This is a genomic window from Streptomyces sp. NPDC014894 (assembly GCF_043080985.1).
GTDB lineage: Bacteria > Actinomycetota > Actinomycetes > Streptomycetales > Streptomycetaceae > Streptomyces.
Genome location: NZ_JBIBWD010000002.1, coordinates 608,577 through 624,811, shown reverse-complemented (window position 1 = coordinate 624,811; position 16,235 = coordinate 608,577). Strand labels below are relative to the sequence as shown.

The following is a 16,235-nucleotide window of genomic DNA, read 5'->3' as shown; positions in this document are numbered from 1 at the left end:
TCTTTGGACAGCGGGTTCGATGCGTCAAGCCCTGGAGACGGCGGGAGTTCTCCCTGTTCCTTGAGATTCCGCGCGTGAGGGTACGCGGGATCGATGGGCACCTGATGGGCGTCTTTGAGCCATCCGCAGTTCCTGCGGCAACGCGGCTCCCCGGTGCTCGCTCTTCCCCGCCGGAAGTGGAGAGCGGGGCCACTCCCGGCGATGCGCCGACCGAACCCGCTGAGCATGGGGGAAAGAGCTTGTTCACCACCAGACGTCCGGGCCGGGGGGCCGTGACCGCCACCGCGGCGCTCGCGGCGGCGGCGCTCGTCGCCGGACTGACCAGCACGACCACGTACGCGAACACCACCGGACCCGGCGACGGCGGCCCGGCCGCCACCGTCTCCGCCGCGCCGGGCGGCACCGCCGCCGGACTGCGCCGGGTCACCCTGATCACCGGCGACCGCGTCGGCGTCGACCACCGGGGCAGGGCCGTCTCCTTCGACCGGGCCGAGGGCCGCGAGAAGATACCCGTCCGCTCCTTCAGCGAGAACGGGCGCACCTTCGTCGTCCCGGCCGACGCCGAGCGGCTGATCGGCCGGGGCCACCTGGACCGCCGTCTCTTCGACGTCACCGGGCTGAGCACGCCGGAGAGCCGCCGCGCCTACCGCGAGGGCCTGAAGGTCATCGTCGCCTACGAGGGCGGCGACGGCCCGGCCGCCCGCCGGGGAGTACGCGGCGACGCCGACGTCCGCCGTACGCTGCCGTCGCTCAACGCCGACGCGGTGACGATCCCGGAGCAGGACGCGGGCGGGCTGTGGGAGACCCTGACCCGGTCCGCCGCCGGGGGCGCGCGGACCACCCGCACCGCCCCCGGCGTCTCCAAGGTCTGGCTGGACGCGGTCCGCACCGCGCAGCTCGACACGTCCGTGGCCCGGACCGGCGCTCCGAAGGCGTGGGAGGCCGGGTACGACGGCAAGGGCGTCACCATCGCGGTCCTCGACACCGGTGTGGACAAGAACCACCCCGACCTGAAGGGACGGGTCGTCGGCGAGCGCAACTTCACCGACTCCCCCGACGCCAAGGACCGGAACGGCCACGGCACCCACGTCGCCTCGACGGCGGCGGGCACCGGCGCACGCTCGGGCGGGAAGCACCGGGGCGTCGCCCCCGGGGCCAGGATCCTCAACGCCAAGGTGCTCGGGGACTCCGCCGGCGGCGAGGACTCCGGCATCATCGCCGGCATGGACTGGGCGGTGGCCCAGGGCGCACAGATCGTCAACATGAGCCTCGGCAGCCCGGACCGACCCGGCGTCGACCCGCTGGAGGCCGCCGTCAACAAGCTGTCGAAGGAGAAGGGCGTCCTCTTCGCCGTCGCCGCCGGCAACCACGGCTCGGTCAACGGCCCCCTCGGCTCCCCCGGCACCGCGGACGCGGCCCTCACCGTCGGCGCGGTGGACGACGCCGGCCGGATGGCCTACTTCTCCAGCCGCGGTCCGCGCCCCGGCGACCACGGCATGAAGCCGGACCTCACCGCGCCCGGCGTCGACATCACCGCCGCGCTGGCGCCCGGCAGCGCGACCGCCCAGCGGAACGCCGAGCGGCCGGCCGGCTATGTCGCGATCTCCGGCACCTCGATGGCCACCCCGCACGTGGCCGGGGCCGCCGCCCTGCTCAAGCAGCGGTACCCGTCCTGGTCGGGGGACCGGATCAAGGCCGCGCTCACCGCGTCCGCGAAGGACGGCGGCCATCACGTCTTCGCTCAGGGCGCCGGGGAGCTGGCCGTCGACCGCGCGCTGGGGCAGAGCGTCGTCGCCGACCGGACGGGCCTCTCCTTCGGATTCCACTCGTTCCCGCACGCCGACGACAAGCCGGTCACCCAGCGGATCGTCTACCGCAACCACGGCGACCGGGACGTCACCCTCAACCTGACCGTCAAGGCCGCCGACGCGCGGGGCAGGCCCGCCCCGGCCGGGCTCTTCGCCCTCGGCGCCGGGCAGGTCACCGTCCCCGCGGGCGGCACCGCCGCCGTCCCCCTGACGGCCGACACCCGGATCGGCGGAGGCCACAACGGGACCTTCTCCGCCGCCGTCGTCGCGACCGGCGGCGGGCACACCGTCCGCACCACCGCCGCCGTGGACCGCGAGGTCGAGTCGTACGCCCTGACGCTCAAGTACGTCGGCCGCGACGGCAGACCCAGCAAGGACTTCCTCTCCGGCGTCCACCCGCTCTCCGGCCCGGCCGGCGAAACCCTGCTGGACGGGGAGGGCAGGACCTCCACGACCTACCGTCTGCCCAAGGGCGACTACGCCCTGACGGCCACCCGTCTCTCCGCGACCGATCCGACCCAGGACAGCCTGGTCCAGCCCCGGCTGGCGCTGACGAAGAACACCTCGGTCACCCTCGACGCGCGCCGCGCCCGGCCCGTCTCGATGAGGGTCCCCGACACCGGGGCCTCGCAGACCGGCGGCAGGATGACGTACGTCGTCACGAAGGGCGACCGGACCGTCGAGAGCGACATCGACTTCACCGACGACCTCCGTACCGCGCAGCTGGGCCCGGCCCAGCCTGCCGGCGTCACCCTGAAGGAGACCTTCCACGGCCAGTGGGAGCGCGGTGCGCACCAGTACAACGCCGCCTTCGGCGGTCCGGTCGAGCGGCTCGCCACCGGGGTGGGCAAGAAGTTCAAGGCCGCCGACTTCGCGAAGGTCTCCGTGAGCGTGGGAGCCTCCGTCAAGGGCAAGCGGGCGTCCACCACCGTGGCGAGCGGGCTGGACGGCTCCCTCTTCCACTCGGGGTACGCCTTCGCCCTGCCCGGCGCGCGGACCCACCACGTGGCCACCGGCGCGAAGGGCAACCGATGGACCGTGTCCGCGACCCAGAACGGCAAGGGCGAGGGAGACGGGGACGACGCCGAGTACACCTCCCCGATACGGGAGTACGCGCCCGGCAGGACCCATCGGGTGACCGTCGGCCGCGCCGTCCACTCCCCGATGGCGCGCCCGGGCGCGGGCGTCGTGCGCCGCGAGAACCGCGTCTGGTTCGACGTGGCGCTCTTCTCCGACGGCCAGAACAACATGGGAACGTCCGCGTACACCTCGGCGAGGACCACGCTCCACCGGGGCGCCGCCCTGGTCAAGAGGAGCGGCGAGCCGCTGGGCGGCGAGACCGGCCTCCCCGTCCACCCGGAGGAAGCCGAGTACACCCTGGCCTCCTCGGTGAGACGGAGCCCGTCCGTCTCCCGCGTCACGACCCGCGTCGACGCCTCGTGGACCTTCCGCAGCGCCCGCCCGGCCGGGGACGACGAGACGCGGACCCCGCTCTCGTCCGTGCGGTTCGCCGCCCCGGTCGCGCTGGACGGCACGGCCCCGGCGGGCCGTACGGTCACCTTCCCGGTGACGGTGCACGGCCCGGCGGCCGGCAGGGGACTGAAGTCCCTGACGGTCTCGGTCTCGTACGACGGAGGCAGGAGCTGGAAGAAGCTGACCGTCTCCAAGGGCAGGACAACCCTCAGGAACCCCGCCGAGGGGAAGTCGCTCGCGCTGCGCGGCGAGGTCGCCGACAAGAAGGGCGGCAGGGCGAGCGTGACCGTGTACGACGCGTACTTCGGCAGGTGACGGCGCCGGTGAACGCGACGCCGCGCCCCGCTCGGTGAGGGGCGCGGCGGGCAGGGCTCCACCGCTCCGGCGGCGGGGCCCTGCCGCACGTCCGGGGTCCGGGTGCGCGGAGCGCGGATCCGCGACCGGCCTCCTCCCGGACGTCCTCGTCGAGGTCGGGGCGACCGCGCTCCTGGACTGATCCTCGGGCGAGCGCCGCCCGCGCGCACGCGCCCGGTGGGTGCGGAGTGCCGTCGTAGCGCCGTGCCGCGACTCGTTCCGGCCGGAGCCTTCATTTCGCGCCGAGCGCTCCCCATACTGGCCTTCACTCATGGGGGGCGAATGGATACGGCGGGCTTGGCGTCGGCGGTGGTACCGATCGTCGTCGCCGCGATCACGGGTGCGGGGAGCGCGATCGGCGCGGGTACGGTCCAGGCCGTCTCGGGCCTGGTGCGGGAACGGCTGGGGCGTTCGGAGCAGGGACAGGCCGCCCTCACCGGGTTGGACGAGTCGCCCGGGGACTCGACAGCGGCAGACGAGCTGCGGGCGGCGCTGCGGGACGCCCTCGACACGGACCAGGAGTTCGAGCGGCGGCTGACCGCCCTGCTGCGGACGCCGCCCCCGCCCCCGCGACCACCCGCGCCGCCCGGCAGCGTGATCGTCGGGGACGGCAACCGGTTGCGCGGCACCAACATCTCCCTCGGGCCGCTCACCGTCTCGACCACCCGGGGCGGCCCGGGCGCCCTGCTGGCCCTCGCCGTCCTCGTACTGGGGATCGTGGTCCTCGCCGTGTACGGCGGTGTCCGGGTCCTCGACGCGGACGATTCACCCGCCCGGTACAGCGGCGGGAGCGGGGGCGACACCGCGGCCCGGCAGGACGCCGGGACGGGGGACGGCGCCGGCGATACCGGGAAGCCGGCCGCCGACGGGGTGAAGCGGACGGTCCTCAAGGACAGGGCCGTGGTGGCGTCGGTCCTGCCCGGTCTGGACGCCGTGCCCAGCGGCTGGGCGCGGAAGTCCGCCCCGGAGATCCACGGGGAATCGGAGTGCCCCAACGTCCCGGCGGACCTGTTGCTGTGCGGCACCGTCGCCTACCGGGCCCCGGACACGAACAACATCGCGCACCTGCAGCTCTTCGCCTTCCCCGACGTCGCCGCCGCCCGGTCGGTCTACCGACAGTTGAAGGAGCGCAATCCGGCCTCGATCGCCCTGCCCGCCCTGGGGGACGAGAGCCACGCCTACAACGAGTCGGAGGAGCGTTCGGCGAAGGAGGTCCGGTCGCTGGTCAGGAGCGGCACCGTCGTCGTCGGCGTCATCTACGAGATCGAAGCCGCGGACTGGACGGAGGTCTACGGCGCCGATCATCTGGAGATCCTGACGAGGATGCTCACCCAACGTCTCCAGCAGGCGATGACGGGCGGGACTCCCACCGCCCGGGCGGTCCTGTAGCCCGGACCGCGAGACGGAGAGCGGGGATCGGCCGCCGCCCCTGGCGGTGGCCGATCCCGTCGTCCCGGGTGGTTCAGTCGTTGATCCCGTAGTAGTCCGCGAAGAAGCCGATGATCTCCGTGGCGTGGGGCAGGAGCTGGGGGAGGTGGGCGGCGAGGGCGGTGCGGGTGGCGGCGGCGAGGTCGGCGGTGGAGTCGGTGGCGGTGCGGATGTAGGGATCGAGGCGGCGGACGAGTTCGTAGTTGCTCTGGATGTCGACGCCGCGCAGCGTCCCCTCCACCGGCGGCGCTCCGGGCGGCGGCACGGCGGGCAGGATGCGGGAGATGTAGGTGACCCGGTGCAGCACCCGCCAGCAGGGCGGCCTGCGGTCGCTGTGCCGGGCCTGGCGCAGGGCGGCGGCGTTGGAGTCGGTGCTGTTGGCCAGCCAGACCGGATCGGCGACCTTGTTGTAGAAGTCGTCGAAGTGGGTGGTGTCCTGGCCGAGGTAGAGGGTCATGAAGCGGTAGGCGTCGACCTTGCCGGGGACCCGGACGGGCTTGCCGGCCGTGTCGTACTTGGGCTGGCCGTTCTCGTACCTCTGGAGGTCCCGGGTCGGGTTGCACTCCACCGCGAGGCTGTGCGAGCGGGTCGCCTCCTTGGAGCGCTGGCGGGTGACGGTGAGTCCGCCGCCCACCGAGCCGTCGAGCTGGAAGCCGATGCCGATGCCCGCCACCTCGAAGGAGCCCTCCAGGGACGCGGTCACCGCGCCGGAGAAGCTGTAGGAGCCCCCGGTGGTCTCGCTGACGACGTCCACGGTCCCGGTGGTCTCGGCGAAGAAGCCGCCGTCGGCCGTCCACACATAGGTGTTGGCGATGTTCCGGTTGGCGAAGGATCCCGACGACTCGCTCGGCGCGCTCTTCTCCGGCGTCCCGGGCGCCCCGCCGACGACGGACTCCAGCACCTTCGCCGCCCGCTCCGCGGTCGGGTCCGCGTCATGGGTCTCGGTGGAGACGCTGTCGTAGTAGTTCTCCAGCTGCTGCCGCTCCCGCAGGATCCGCCGCTTCAGCGCGTACGCCTCGCGCGGCTTGAAGTAGCTGTGCTCACCGCGCTGGGAGGCGTTGGCGTAGGCGGGGTCCAGCACCTTGCCCTGGGCGTTGAATCCCACCGCGCCGTCCAGCGTGCCCTGCTTGGTGTACTGGGGGTTGATCGGGAAGGAGATGATGTTCCAGTCCTTGGGGATGTCCGGGTTGGGCAGCATCCGGTACGCCACCAGCGCCCCCGAGTGGGCCAGCCGCAGCGCGTACACGTCCGCGGTCTCCGACTGCACCAGGGCGTAGCCGTTGTTCGCGGGGACGAAGCGGCGGCCGATGTCGCTGTTGAGGGGGCGGCTGGGGTCTTCCCAGCTGCCGGTGAGGGTGGCCGAGGTGTCGCGGGCGGTGCTGGTGCCCTGGGAGACGCTGGTCTCGTCGGTCCAGCCGTTGGAGAACTCGAAGCTGCCGCCGATCCGGCCCTTGAGCGAGGCCGACACGGCCGGCGCGGCGGTGCCGATCCCGAGGGGGGCGATGATCAGCAGCAGGCTCTCGTCCACCTCGTTGCCCGCCGAGACGCTGAACGCGGTGTCCGCGCTGCGCTCACGGGCGGAGGAGAGGGTGGAGGTGACCTCGTCGGCCTGCTGGAAGGTGACGCTGGAGCAGCCGGTGGGGTCGGTGCCGCCGGTGAGGTTCTCCGACGGCACGGGCGGTGCGCCCTCGATGTAGCCGATGAGCTGGGGGTCGAACTGGACCTGGCTCACCCACTCGCTGATCAGGTCGCCGACCTTGTAGCCGGTGGTGAGCCGCCAGACGCCGTTCGCCAGCTGGGAGTAGCAGCGTTTGAGGACCCCGTACGCCTCTCCGCCGCGGGTGTACTGGAGGTCGGCGTACTCGGCGGCGGCCGGCGGTGCGGAGATCTGCTCGTGGAACGCGGTGCGCACCCCGGTGAGGGCGGAGCGCACGGCGGCGGTGTCGGCGGAGACCGGAGCGGTGGACAGGACGATACGGGGCTGGGTGTTGGCCGTGCCGATCGCGAGGTCGTTCCCGCGCAGGGAGTGGTCGCGGACGATGTCGGCGGTGGTGGTGAGGGAGTCGGTGTCGAAGGGCCAGTAGGCCAGCAGGTCCTGCTTGTCGCCCTTGACCCGGGTGAAGAGATTGTCGAGCAGCTGCTCGGGGGTGCGGGCGGTGCGCCAGAGGCGTACCTCCTCCAGGGTGCCGCCCAGGAACTCGTTGAAGTTCCCGTTCCTGGAGGACGAGCCGAGGGTGAGCTGTTCGTCGCCCCACTCGTTGAGAAGGTTGAGGGCGGTCGACTCGCAGGGGATGGCCTGGCCGTTGCGGTGGACCACCAGGGAGCCGGCGGCCGGGTTGGGGTCGGCGGCCCAGGTCGCGCCGTGCAGTTTGAGGTCGTGTCCGCCCGCGGCGTCGGCGCTGGTGCTGCCCTCGTTCTCCTCGAAGGTCCAGCGGGCGAGGAGTCCTTCGTCACGGGGCTGGATCGCGGTGCCCAGCTGATTGGTCTCCCGGGCCCTGCCCCAGATCCGGACCTCGCCGACGGCGCCCTTCAGCCCGTGGACCGCGGTGCCCTCCCGGGCGCGGCCGATCTCCAGCGCGCCGTCGTTGCCGCGCGGGCCGGGCCCGGTGTAGCGGCTGGTGCCGAGTTCGACGCCGTCCACGACGAAGCGGATGTCGTCCCAGGCCTTGGCGTCGACCCGTTCCACGACGTCGATGTTCTTGGTCTGGGTCTGGCCGTTGGTGTCGGTGTAGGTGATCTGCCGGGCGCCCTTGATCTCCTCGGTGGACCGGCCGGCCTTGCGGACGACCGCGATCCGCCGGAAGCCGGCGGTGATGGCCGAGGTGGAGGTGAAGCGTTTCACGGTGGGTCCGGGCTCCTCGAACGCGAACTCCAGCTTTCCGTCCGGCCGTACCGCGAGCTGGTACGGGACGCTGCCGCCGGAGCCGTCGCCGAGCCGCCCCTTGGAGACCAGGCCCTGCCGGCCGCCGATGGCGTCGACGGCGGCGAACACCTCGATCGTCAGATCCCCCGGTACGTCGAGAGTGTCGGCGTCCGGGGTCTCCGCCCAGGAGGAGCCGTTGAACGACAGCGCCCAGGACTGTTCGTACACCACGGCCAGATGGGCCCATTCGCCGTTCGGGTAGATCTCCCGGCTCCTGCGGAACTTGTCGCCGACGCCCACGATCACCCGGTGGCCCTTGAGCGCGGAGTCGGCCGCCGCGGCCGCGCCCCAGACCCCGCCGTGCCGTCCCAGGGGGCCGGAGTCGGGGAACTGGCTCAGCTGGGGGCGGGCGCCGTCGTAGCTCCAGGCCCCGGTCAGCCCGGGCTCCTTCGGGGAGACCCGGCGGTTCCGGTCGGCGAGGATGTCGGCCGCCGACCGGGCGGTGCTCCAGGTGCGCAGCTCGGCGAGCCGGCCCGAGAAGTGCACGGTGGCGCCGCTGTCGGTGCGGCCCACGATGAGCTGCCCGGTGCCGCTGGGGAGGGCGGTGGCCGTGCGGCGGGCGACCTCGACGCCGTCGCGCAGGATGACCTGGGCGCGGGTGGCGCGGTCGAAGGTGACCGCCCAGTGGTGCCAGTCCCCGTCCGCGTAGGTCGTGCTCGTGGTCAGCTCCTGCCCGGTGAAGGCGAAGCGGAACGCGCCGGTATGGGTGAAGCCGACGCTCAGCCCGTTCGCGCCGACGGCGACGATGGTGTCGTACACCGTGCGCCCGGTGGTGCGCCTGAGCCAGCACTCGATGGTGAAGTCCGTGCCGGTGGGGTCCGCGCCGGGGATCGCCATGGCGACGTCGACGCCGTTGAGCACGAGCCCTCCGGCGATCGTGTCGGTGTTCAGGGCGAGTCCGGCCCTGGTGCTCCCGCGATTCAGCTGAAGGATCTTCGCGTTGCCGACCGCCTCGGTCGTGGAGTTGACCCAGGCCTCGACGGTGAGGTCGCCGGTGACGGTGACGCGGTCGAGGCGGTCGGCCGGCAGGGACAGCCGGTGGGAGTAGCCGTCGAGGGCGAACGCGCGGCCCGGGGAGTCGCCGCGCCAGCGGCTGCCGTATCCGGGGGCCTGCGGGGTCGCCGTGCCGTTGGGCACGGGGAGGTCGCCCTTGTCGGCGCTGACGGTGATCCAGCGCGAGCCCTCGGCCAGCGATGCCCCCGGCCGGGAGGAGGCGGCGCGGTCGGCGTCGTAGCGGATGAGCGACACGGGGGTGCCGGCCGTGATTCCGCCGGGCGGTGCGGGGACCACCCGTAAGGTGGTCGACCCCACGGCGGCGGCCGTGTTCACCAGATGGCTGCCGGTCCCGATGCGCACATAGGAGGGTGCGGGCACGGCGAGGCGGCTCGCCTGGGTCAGGGTCACCACATCGCCGGAGACACTCGCGACCGTGCCCACCTGCACCGGCTCCTCGGATTCGCCGTTGACGGCGGCGGCGAGATCCCGGGCCCGGCGCGGCAGCCGCGCGAAGGTCTCCGTCTCCGTCCCCCGGGTGAGGGTCAGATCGCAGAGCCCGGGGACGGCCGCGTTGTTCACGGTCGAGTCGGTGACGCGGATCTGGGTGGTGCTGAGATCGACGCCGGGGTCGCGGGCGGTGAAGAGGGCGGTGAGGCCGCCGCCGACGAGCTGCTGCACCCCGCGTACGGCGGTGGTGTCGAGGTAGGCGGCGAAGAACTGGCTGTTCGCGCCCTGGAAGTACAGCACCACCCGGCCTGTCGCGCTGTCCAGGAGGAAGGGCGTGGACGAGCCCCGGGCGAACTTCAGCAGTCCGCCCGCGCTGCTCAGCCCGCTCGCGTCGATGCCGATGTGCGGCACCGGGAGCACCAGGTCGCCCGCGCCCATCAGCCCGTTGGTGAGCCGCGCCAGCTCCTCGCGGCCCGCCCTGATCTCCGCCCACTTCGCGGCGAGGTCACGGCCGCGCTGCTCCAGCGTCGTGGTGACCGTGGCGACCCGGGTCACCTTGGTCTGGAGGGCCGCGTCGGGCAGGAGCGCGATCTTCTCGACCCGGAATCGCCGCGCCTGCTGCTCGCTCCCCTGGACTCCCGCGCCGAGCCAGAGGCCGCCGGCGGCGTTCTGGAGCTGGAGGTCGGAGCCCCAGCCTCCCCGGACGTACCACTGCGCGGAGGCGGGAAGGGTCCCGGTCAGGACCCGGCGGACCAGTTTGACCGCCGCGCCCGCCGTGGTGTTCTCCGGCTCGGCGACCAGATTGTCCGAGCCGACCCTGACCAGCACACAGGTCGGATTTCCGTACGCGGGGGCGCTGCCGGGGACCGGCCGCAGCTGCCACTGGGCGACGGGGTTCCGCAGCAGCGCCAGTGGCTGGCCCTCGGTCGCGGTCTGGCTCGACAGGCAGGTGGAGGTCTCGGCGTCGTAGACCGCGCCGGTGGCCGCCCGGAGCTCCACCGACCATTTGGTGGGATCGTGGGCCGCCGCCGCGTTCGCCGCGGCGATCTCCGACTCCAGGCCGGCCTTCTCGGTCTCCAGATTCCGGATCTCGGTCTGGACGGTCGCGGCCTGGGCCTCCAGCTGGCCGACCGCGTTCGACTTCGCGGTGGCCTGCTCGCTGGTCGCCGCGGTCGGGCGGTCGATGTCCGCGAGGGTCAGCACGTCCGGTACGGCGGCGAGCCGCCCGTCCGCGCCGACCCCGAAGTCGAGGGCGGCGATGTGCGCGTCCGCCGTCGCGTTCCCGGTGGGGCGGGTGGCGAAGGCCAGCAGCACCCGGGCCTGCCGCTTGGCGGGCTTGGCCGCGTCCTCGTAGCCGGAGGCCAGCTGTTCCTGCTGGTAGTAGAGGGAGGCCGCCAGACCGGAGATCACGTCGCGGCCGGCGACGCCGAAGCTGTCCCGGCGCACCCCCGGGTGGTCGCTCACCTGGGCCTCGGAGGTGACCCAGCTCGCGGCGCCGGTGACCGTGCCGAGCGCGGCCGTGTCGGTCTGGTCGTACACCGCCGTTCCCGAGCCCTCGTCGAGCCGGTAGTAGGCGATCAGCCCCGGCTCATTGCCGATCAGCCGGTAGGACCGCTCCTCCGTCAGCTCGCTCCGCGAGCGGGCCCGGTTCCAGATCCGCACCTCGTCGACGACCCCGCTGAAGAAGCCGCCGGACTGCGCCGAGCCGATGCGCAGCGAGGCGTTGCCGTCGGTGGGATAGGCGAGCGTGGCGCTCGCGCTGAACGCGCCGTTGACGTACAGGGTGGCGACCGTGCCGTCGAAGGAGGCCGCGATGTGCGCGTAGGTCCCCGCCGGAACGGTCTGGCTGGAGGTCACGGAGCCGGTGCTGTGGTCCAGCACCACCTGACCGGAGTTGGTGATCCGCAGCTGGAATCCGCCCTGGCCCGAGCCCGCCCAGCGCGCGATGACCGGACCGCCCGCCGTCTGCGGTTTGACCCAGGCCTCCACCGCGTAGGGCTTCCCCTGGAACTTCAGCGCGGCGGCGGCGCCGAGGTCCACGTAGGCGTTGGCGCCGTTCAGCTGGAGCGCCGTCTCGGCGAGCCGGTTCTCCGGGCTGACCGGGACCAGCGGGAGTCCGGTGAAAGGGCAGGCGCCCGGGGCTCGTTCGAACACCGAGCCCTTGTAGTCGGCGCTCGGGCTGGTCCAGTAGCGGCTGCCCTGGGTGTTGAAGAGCCCGTCCTCGCCCTGTTCGACGTTGAAGGAGTCGATCCGCCGGGTCGCCCCGTTGTGGGCGAAGAACTGCCAGCGCTGATGTCCCTGCACCGTGGTCGGGGTCAGCAGTGCGGCGAACCGGCCCTCGGTCAGATTCCGTACGAACGCCAGCTCCTGCGTCGGCTCGTGGAACGGTTTGCCGTCCATGTCGGTCGCGCCGAGGCTGTCCTTCGAGGACTCCGGCTCGCTCTTGTGCCTGCTGCGCCGGTAGCGCACCTCCGACACCGGCTTCAGCCGGCCGTCGACCAGCAGGAACCGGTCGCACAGCAAGGTGTCGGCGACCACCGGCACCTTCGCCCCGCCGGCGGCGGTGACGAAGTCGGTACGCGAGGCGTCACCGGACGAGCCGCCCCCGGCCAGGGCGAACACCGCGTCCGCGTGGGCCGCGCCGATCGCCTGGCGGAGCACCACCACATGGGTGCCGTCCGAGGTCACCTGGAACGGCGCCGGGGCGGTCAGCCGCGCGGTGCTCGACAGAAAGGCGTCGGTCTCCTCCGGCAAGAGCTCCTGGCCCTCCGCCGCCTCGGCCCGGCCGCCTCTCTTGACCACGGGCATCGCCGTCGCGCCCACCAGGGCGTAGCCGACTTTGACGATCTCGTCGGGAAACGGCAGCTCGACCGGGTTCTCCGACCAGTACGCGGCGTCCAGCTCGCCGCGCTTCTCGTCGTACGCGGAGAGGTCCAGCACGGTGTAGACGATCCGCCGCCGGTCGTCCAGGGCGAAGGCGAGAGCGGTCCCCTGGTGGCGCACCATCGTGGTCTGGGCGTAGGTCCGGTCGCTGTAGATCTTCAGCACACTCTGATCAGCTGTCATCGGTCATCCGTCCTTCACCCGTGCCCGTGGGCACGGCAGAGCGGTGGGCATGACGAACCCTCGGCCGTACGGCCGCGTGGTCTGAGCGGGAGTCCGACGCCAGTCGAGCACGCTGTCGCGCACGCCGTACATCGAACAGATCGCCAATGGCCGATAGAAGAACGAAAATATGGATGTACGTCTGGCTATGTTCGTGCATGAGTGCTAGCGACGTTCAGCTGAGCGATGTCACGCGCGCCGGCGGCCGCCTCGGGTACGGCCCCGAAGGGCCGCACGCGCCCGCCCGGGCCCGACGGCCGGGGCGGGCGGCGGACTTCATCCGCGTCGCCGGCGCCCTTCGCGGCCCCCTCGCGCCGGCCCGCCCCGGGGTGCTCCTCGGCGTCCTCCGGCCCCGCACCGCCCGAAGCCGGCGGAGCTGACGCGTCCGCACGGTCCGGTGATCGCCGGGGGCCCGGCCCGGCGGACCGGGCGGCGAGCCCGCGCACTGGCCGGAGCGGGCCGCCGGGCTCGCCGGGCAGGGCGCCGGGGGAGCCGGGCTCCGCCCGGCTCATGACGCGGCGGAGGCGCTCCAGGACGGCCGGGCGGCGGTGTCCCCGCTGCTGCCGTGCTGCCCGGCGGGCGCGGACGCGGGTGCGGACGCGGGTGCGGCTCGGCGCTGGAGGCGGCGGCTCGGGGCGTCTGCGGCGCCGGTCGGCCTCTTGGCGGAATCGCCGCTCTGACCAGCGGGCCGGCGGTCTGTACCCGGGGGCCGCCGCTCGCACGCCGGCCGGGGCATACGTGGCCGAGGCGGTCCCACGAACCGGGAGGAGACCCCGCGAGGACCACCGCACGGGCACGCGCCCGGCGGCTCGTGACGGTCGCCGGGGTTGGGCTCCTGCGCTGTCGTCCGCTGCCGACGCCGGCCCCGGCCGTCCCCGCGCCCGGCGGCATCAGTACCGGCAGTCCGCCTGTCCGGCCTCCGGGAGCGGGGCGGCGTCCGGCGCTGTCGCCGACCGGGTGACCGTCGTACCGGCCGCCGTACGGACGCCGCGACCATGGTTGCCTGCAGCTACCGAATCGGGCGAGCGGTCTCTCGGGCCCTCCGGAGGGCGCGCCCTCGCCGCGCTGACGGCGGCCTGAGCCCGCGGCCGCCGGGGCCGGGGCCCGCAGCCTCGTGCTCACAGCCCGGTGCTCACAGCACAGACTCAACGAACGGGGTGCAAAATGGTCGATATAGCTCTACATCGACATAGCTCTACATCGACAGCGGCGGACCGATGGGCGCGTCGGCCCGGGAGGATCGTCCGGCCGAGTCGGCGCGGGCCCTGCCGTGCGGGCGCAAGGCGTCGGCCTGGGCTTTTCGGGCCTCGGGCTCCCGTTCCGAGCGAGGAGGTGGGCAGTGGCAGCGCAGGACAGCTCCGGCGCCGGGGAGGCGCCGACGCCCCGGCCCCCCGCCCCGGCCGGGGTCGCTGCCCCCTCGCCGGACGCCCAGGAGGACGCCGCCGGCCCCTCCCCCGCTCGGACCCGCCCGGGAAGGCCCCCGGCGGAGGGCTCCCGGGCCGGGTCCCGCTCCCCGGGCCCCACGCTCCGCGAGAGCGTCATCAGGCTGCTGAGCTGCCCCGACGCGGACACACTGCTGGCCACGGCGATCGATGTGGCGCTCGCGGGCATCACCCCGGACGCGGGGGCCGTCTTCATCGCCGACGAGGACGGCTGGCTCCGCCTCGCCGGCCACCAGGGCATGCGCACGGGCCTCGCCGAGCGGTTCCCCGTGGTCGCCCCGGACTCCACGCTGCCGCTGGCCGTCGCCGTACGGGAGCGGAGGACCGTCTACGGCACGGCCGAGCAGCTCATGGCCCGGTATCCCGACCTCGGCGGGATGCTGAACATGGCCATGGACTACGTGGCGCTGCCCCTGCTCGTCGACGACCGGTGCCTCGGCGGGCTCGTCGTACGGCTCCCCAGGTCCAGCAGGCTCAGCCCCGAGGACGACCAGCTGCTGACCATGGTGGCCGACGTGTTCGCGCACCGGCTGGAGCATCTGCTCGCACTGGAGCGCTCGGAGCCGCCCGCCGGCGTGGCGGCGGCCGATTCCGCGGCGGGCCGGCTGAGCCGCCGCACCCGGCTCGAACTCGCCATGTCCAGTGGAGACATCGGCGCCTTCGAGTGGGACATCGACACGGACACGGTCGTCTGGGACGAGCGCACGGTGAAGCTGTTCGGGATCGGTTCCGAGGACTTCGACTCCCGTATCTCGACCTTCCAGAAGGCCATCCACCCCGACGACCGGGCGACCGTGGCCCGGGCCATGGAGGAGAGTCTGGAGACCGGCGAGTACCACGTGGTGTGCCGGGCCGTCTGGCCGGACGGCAGCCACCACTGGCTGGAGGCCAAGGGCACCGTCGAGCGGATGGCGGACCACGGGCCCCGGACCATGATCGGCGTGGTCTGGGACATCACCGAGCAGCGGGAGCACGCGGCCCGGCGCGAGGCCCGGAGGGAGTTCGTCCTCAGCGCGACCAGCGCCTTCGCCGCGGCGCTGACGACCGAGGACGTCCTCGACGCCATGAAGGGCACCGTGCTGCCCGAGCTGGGCGCACACGCCATCGCCATCCATCTCGAACACGAGGGACGCCTTCTGCTCGCGGGCGCGGCCGGCTATCCGGAGGAAACGGTGGAACGGCTGCGGCTGTTCGGCGTGGAGGACGGTGGCCCGATGGCCACCGCCCTGCGCGGGGGCGAGCCCCTCTTCTTCCGCACCCGCGCGGAGTACCTCCACCGCTTCCCCCACCCGGCGGTACGGCCCGGCCGCGAGCACGGGGCCTGGGTGATCCTGCCGCTGACCTCGGCGGACGGCACGGTCGGCACCTGCCTCATCTCCTACGAGAAACCGCGCGCCTTCGGTTCCGACGACCAGATCATCATCGCCGCCGTCGGCGGCCTCCTCGCCCAGTCCCTGGCCCGCGCCCGGCTCTCCGACGTCTACCGCCACCGGATGACCGAACTCCAGGAACTGATGATGCCGCGCGCGCTGGGCCGGCTGCCCGGCTTCGAGATCGCCGCCCGCTATCTCCCCGCCGCCCAGGGCATGCAGGTCGGGGGCGACTGGTTCGACATGATGCCGCGCCAGGACGGCGGCGCGTCGTTCGTCATCGGCGACGTCCAGGGGCACAGCGCACAGGCCGCCGGGGTCATGGGACAGCTCCGCACCGCCCTGCGGGCGCACTCCTCGGACGGCTACCGGGCCGAGCACCTGATGGCACGCGGCAATCAGACCCTGTGGGGCCTGGACACGGAACGATTCGCCACCTGCTGCATCGTGGACGTGACCCCGCCCGCCGGCCGGCTCCAGATCGTCCGGGCCGGCCACCCCAGCCCGCTCCAATCCGACCCCGACGGAACCGTCCGCGAACTGGACGTGCCCGGCGCACTCCCCCTCGGCTACGCGTCCGACGACGGATATCCGGTCTTCCACGGACAGCTCCGGCCCGGCGAGGCCCTGCTGCTCTACACGGACGGCCTGGTGGACCGGCCCGACCGACCGTACGACGAGGCCGTGGCCGCGGTGTCCACCGCGTTCGGCCGGTGGGTGCGCGACGCCCGCACCGCCGACGGCTCCGCCGACCTGGAGGATCTCGCCGACCTCCTCGTCTCGGAGGCCTTCACCCATCCCGGATACGACGATGTGGCGATCCTGCTGATCCGCCACTCGCCCCTGCCGTGATCGCCGCAGGCGGTCCGCCGGAGCGGCGCGGCCGGGA

Annotated in this window: 4 protein-coding genes; 3 read left to right on the top strand and 1 reads right to left on the bottom strand. The window is 73.3% G+C overall.

Translation table 11 applies throughout. The features are described from left to right. The first annotated feature begins 239 nt into the window (after positions 1 to 239). Together ACF089_RS06695 and ACF089_RS06690 are read left to right on the top strand one after the other, a co-directional pair. Positions 240 to 3,596: a S8 family serine peptidase gene (locus tag ACF089_RS06695; protein WP_392022737.1), complete on the top strand. Its 3,357-nt coding sequence runs from the start codon at positions 240 to 242 to the stop codon at positions 3,594 to 3,596. Between the two features lie 336 nt (positions 3,597 to 3,932). Then, positions 3,933 to 5,024: a hypothetical protein gene (locus ACF089_RS06690; RefSeq protein WP_392022735.1), complete on the top strand. Its 1,092-nt coding sequence runs from the start codon at positions 3,933 to 3,935 to the stop codon at positions 5,022 to 5,024. A gap of 73 nt (positions 5,025 to 5,097) precedes the next feature. On the opposite strand, the gene ACF089_RS06685 is transcribed toward ACF089_RS06690, so the two are convergent. Next, positions 5,098 to 12,495 (bottom strand): LamG-like jellyroll fold domain-containing protein, encoded by a 7,398-nt coding sequence (locus ACF089_RS06685; protein ID WP_392022733.1) that lies wholly within the window; start codon positions 12,493 to 12,495, stop codon positions 5,098 to 5,100. A gap of 1,378 nt (positions 12,496 to 13,873) precedes the next feature. Here ACF089_RS06685 and ACF089_RS06680 point away from each other — a divergent pair. Further along, on the top strand, positions 13,874 to 16,198 hold the full coding sequence (locus ACF089_RS06680; protein WP_392022732.1) for a SpoIIE family protein phosphatase: 2,325 nt from the start codon (positions 13,874 to 13,876) through the stop codon (positions 16,196 to 16,198). Positions 16,199 to 16,235 lie beyond the last annotated feature (37 nt).

Excerpts from the sequence above, each read along its gene's own strand:
- ACF089_RS06685 (WP_392022733.1), bottom strand. The coding sequence starts at position 12,495 with ATGACAGCTGATCAGAGTGTGCTGAAGATCTACAGCGACCGGACCTAC.